At 42.3% G+C, this 1017-nt stretch carries 2 protein-coding genes; both read left to right on the top strand.

All coding sequences use genetic code 11. The features are described 5' to 3' along the window. Positions 1 to 656: RHS repeat-associated core domain-containing protein (locus JMX98_RS13910; RefSeq protein WP_201587418.1), on the top strand; the 656-nt coding region annotated here is incomplete at its 5' end. Positions 657 to 709: 53 nt separating this feature from the next. Beyond that, positions 710 to 1017, top strand: a 308-nt coding sequence (locus tag JMX98_RS13905; protein ID WP_201587416.1) for an IS630 transposase-related protein, incomplete at its 3' end; no start/stop codon positions are given.

Raw genomic sequence — 1017 nt, 5'->3', positions numbered from 1 at the left:
ATAACCGTTTCCGCTACTATGATCCTGATATGGGGATGTTTACCTCAAGAGATCCGATAGGGCTGATGGGTGGAGATAATGTGTTCCAGTATGCGCCGAATCCGATAGGTTGGGTTGATCCGTTGGGACTAGTTACCAGAGAGGCCGCCATTAAAAGTTTAGCAAATGATTCAAGTGTACAGCCTGTTATTTCGGCTAAAGCAAGACATGGTCGGAACCCAGGCAGACCAGCGAAATATTCTGAGCAGAAAATAAACGAGCGTTGGTATGATATGTATCAAAAAGATGTAGCGCGACATCTCAAAGCAGGTAGGATGCAGCCTTGTCCTTCATCGGCTCCCAAGGCATGTACTTCTTGTGGCGAGAATGACAAATGGCGTGAATACGTTGGAGATAGTACAGTTTATCACTGTGGTTTTGACGGTTACCTTGAGAATCGAATACCTAGTAAGCGAAATCCTGCACCTATAAATGAATGTTTCTATGATCATGGCGGAGATTTAGTAGCTGAGGGTCATGTTGACTACGGCTGTAGAGGTACCCCTGATTATTATCCATCTTTTGGTGGGGCAGTAAGTATTTGGAATCACTTTAAATTGGATGCTGGAGGCCCCCCTGGTCCAAGTTCTTCTAACTTATACGAAGATATAGTCTAATCCAAATAAAACCGATACAATCCTATTAACAATTGCATTTAATGAAATGAACCATGACTTATTCAATAGACTATCGCAAACAGGTACTTTTTAGCATCGCTGATGGCATGACCATACGAGAAGCTGCGCTATTTTATGGACTTAGCACCAGCACCATTCACAGCTGGCAGCAGAACCTAGCTCCTAAAACAACCAGAAATAAAGCACCGACTAAAATACCTGATGACGCATTGATTGAAGACGTAAAAAGATACCCAGATGATTATAACTATGAAAGAGCTCGTCGCTTGAACTGTAGTCAAACGGGTATCTTTAATGCTTTAAAGCGTCTTGGTATCAGTCAAAAAAAAGACCTTAGAAC

It is taken from the genome of Psychrobacter sp. HII-4 (genome assembly GCF_904846595.1).
In the GTDB taxonomy this organism is placed as follows: Bacteria; Pseudomonadota; Gammaproteobacteria; order Pseudomonadales; family Moraxellaceae; genus Psychrobacter; species Psychrobacter celer.
This window is presented reverse-complemented; position numbering and strand designations above follow the sequence as displayed.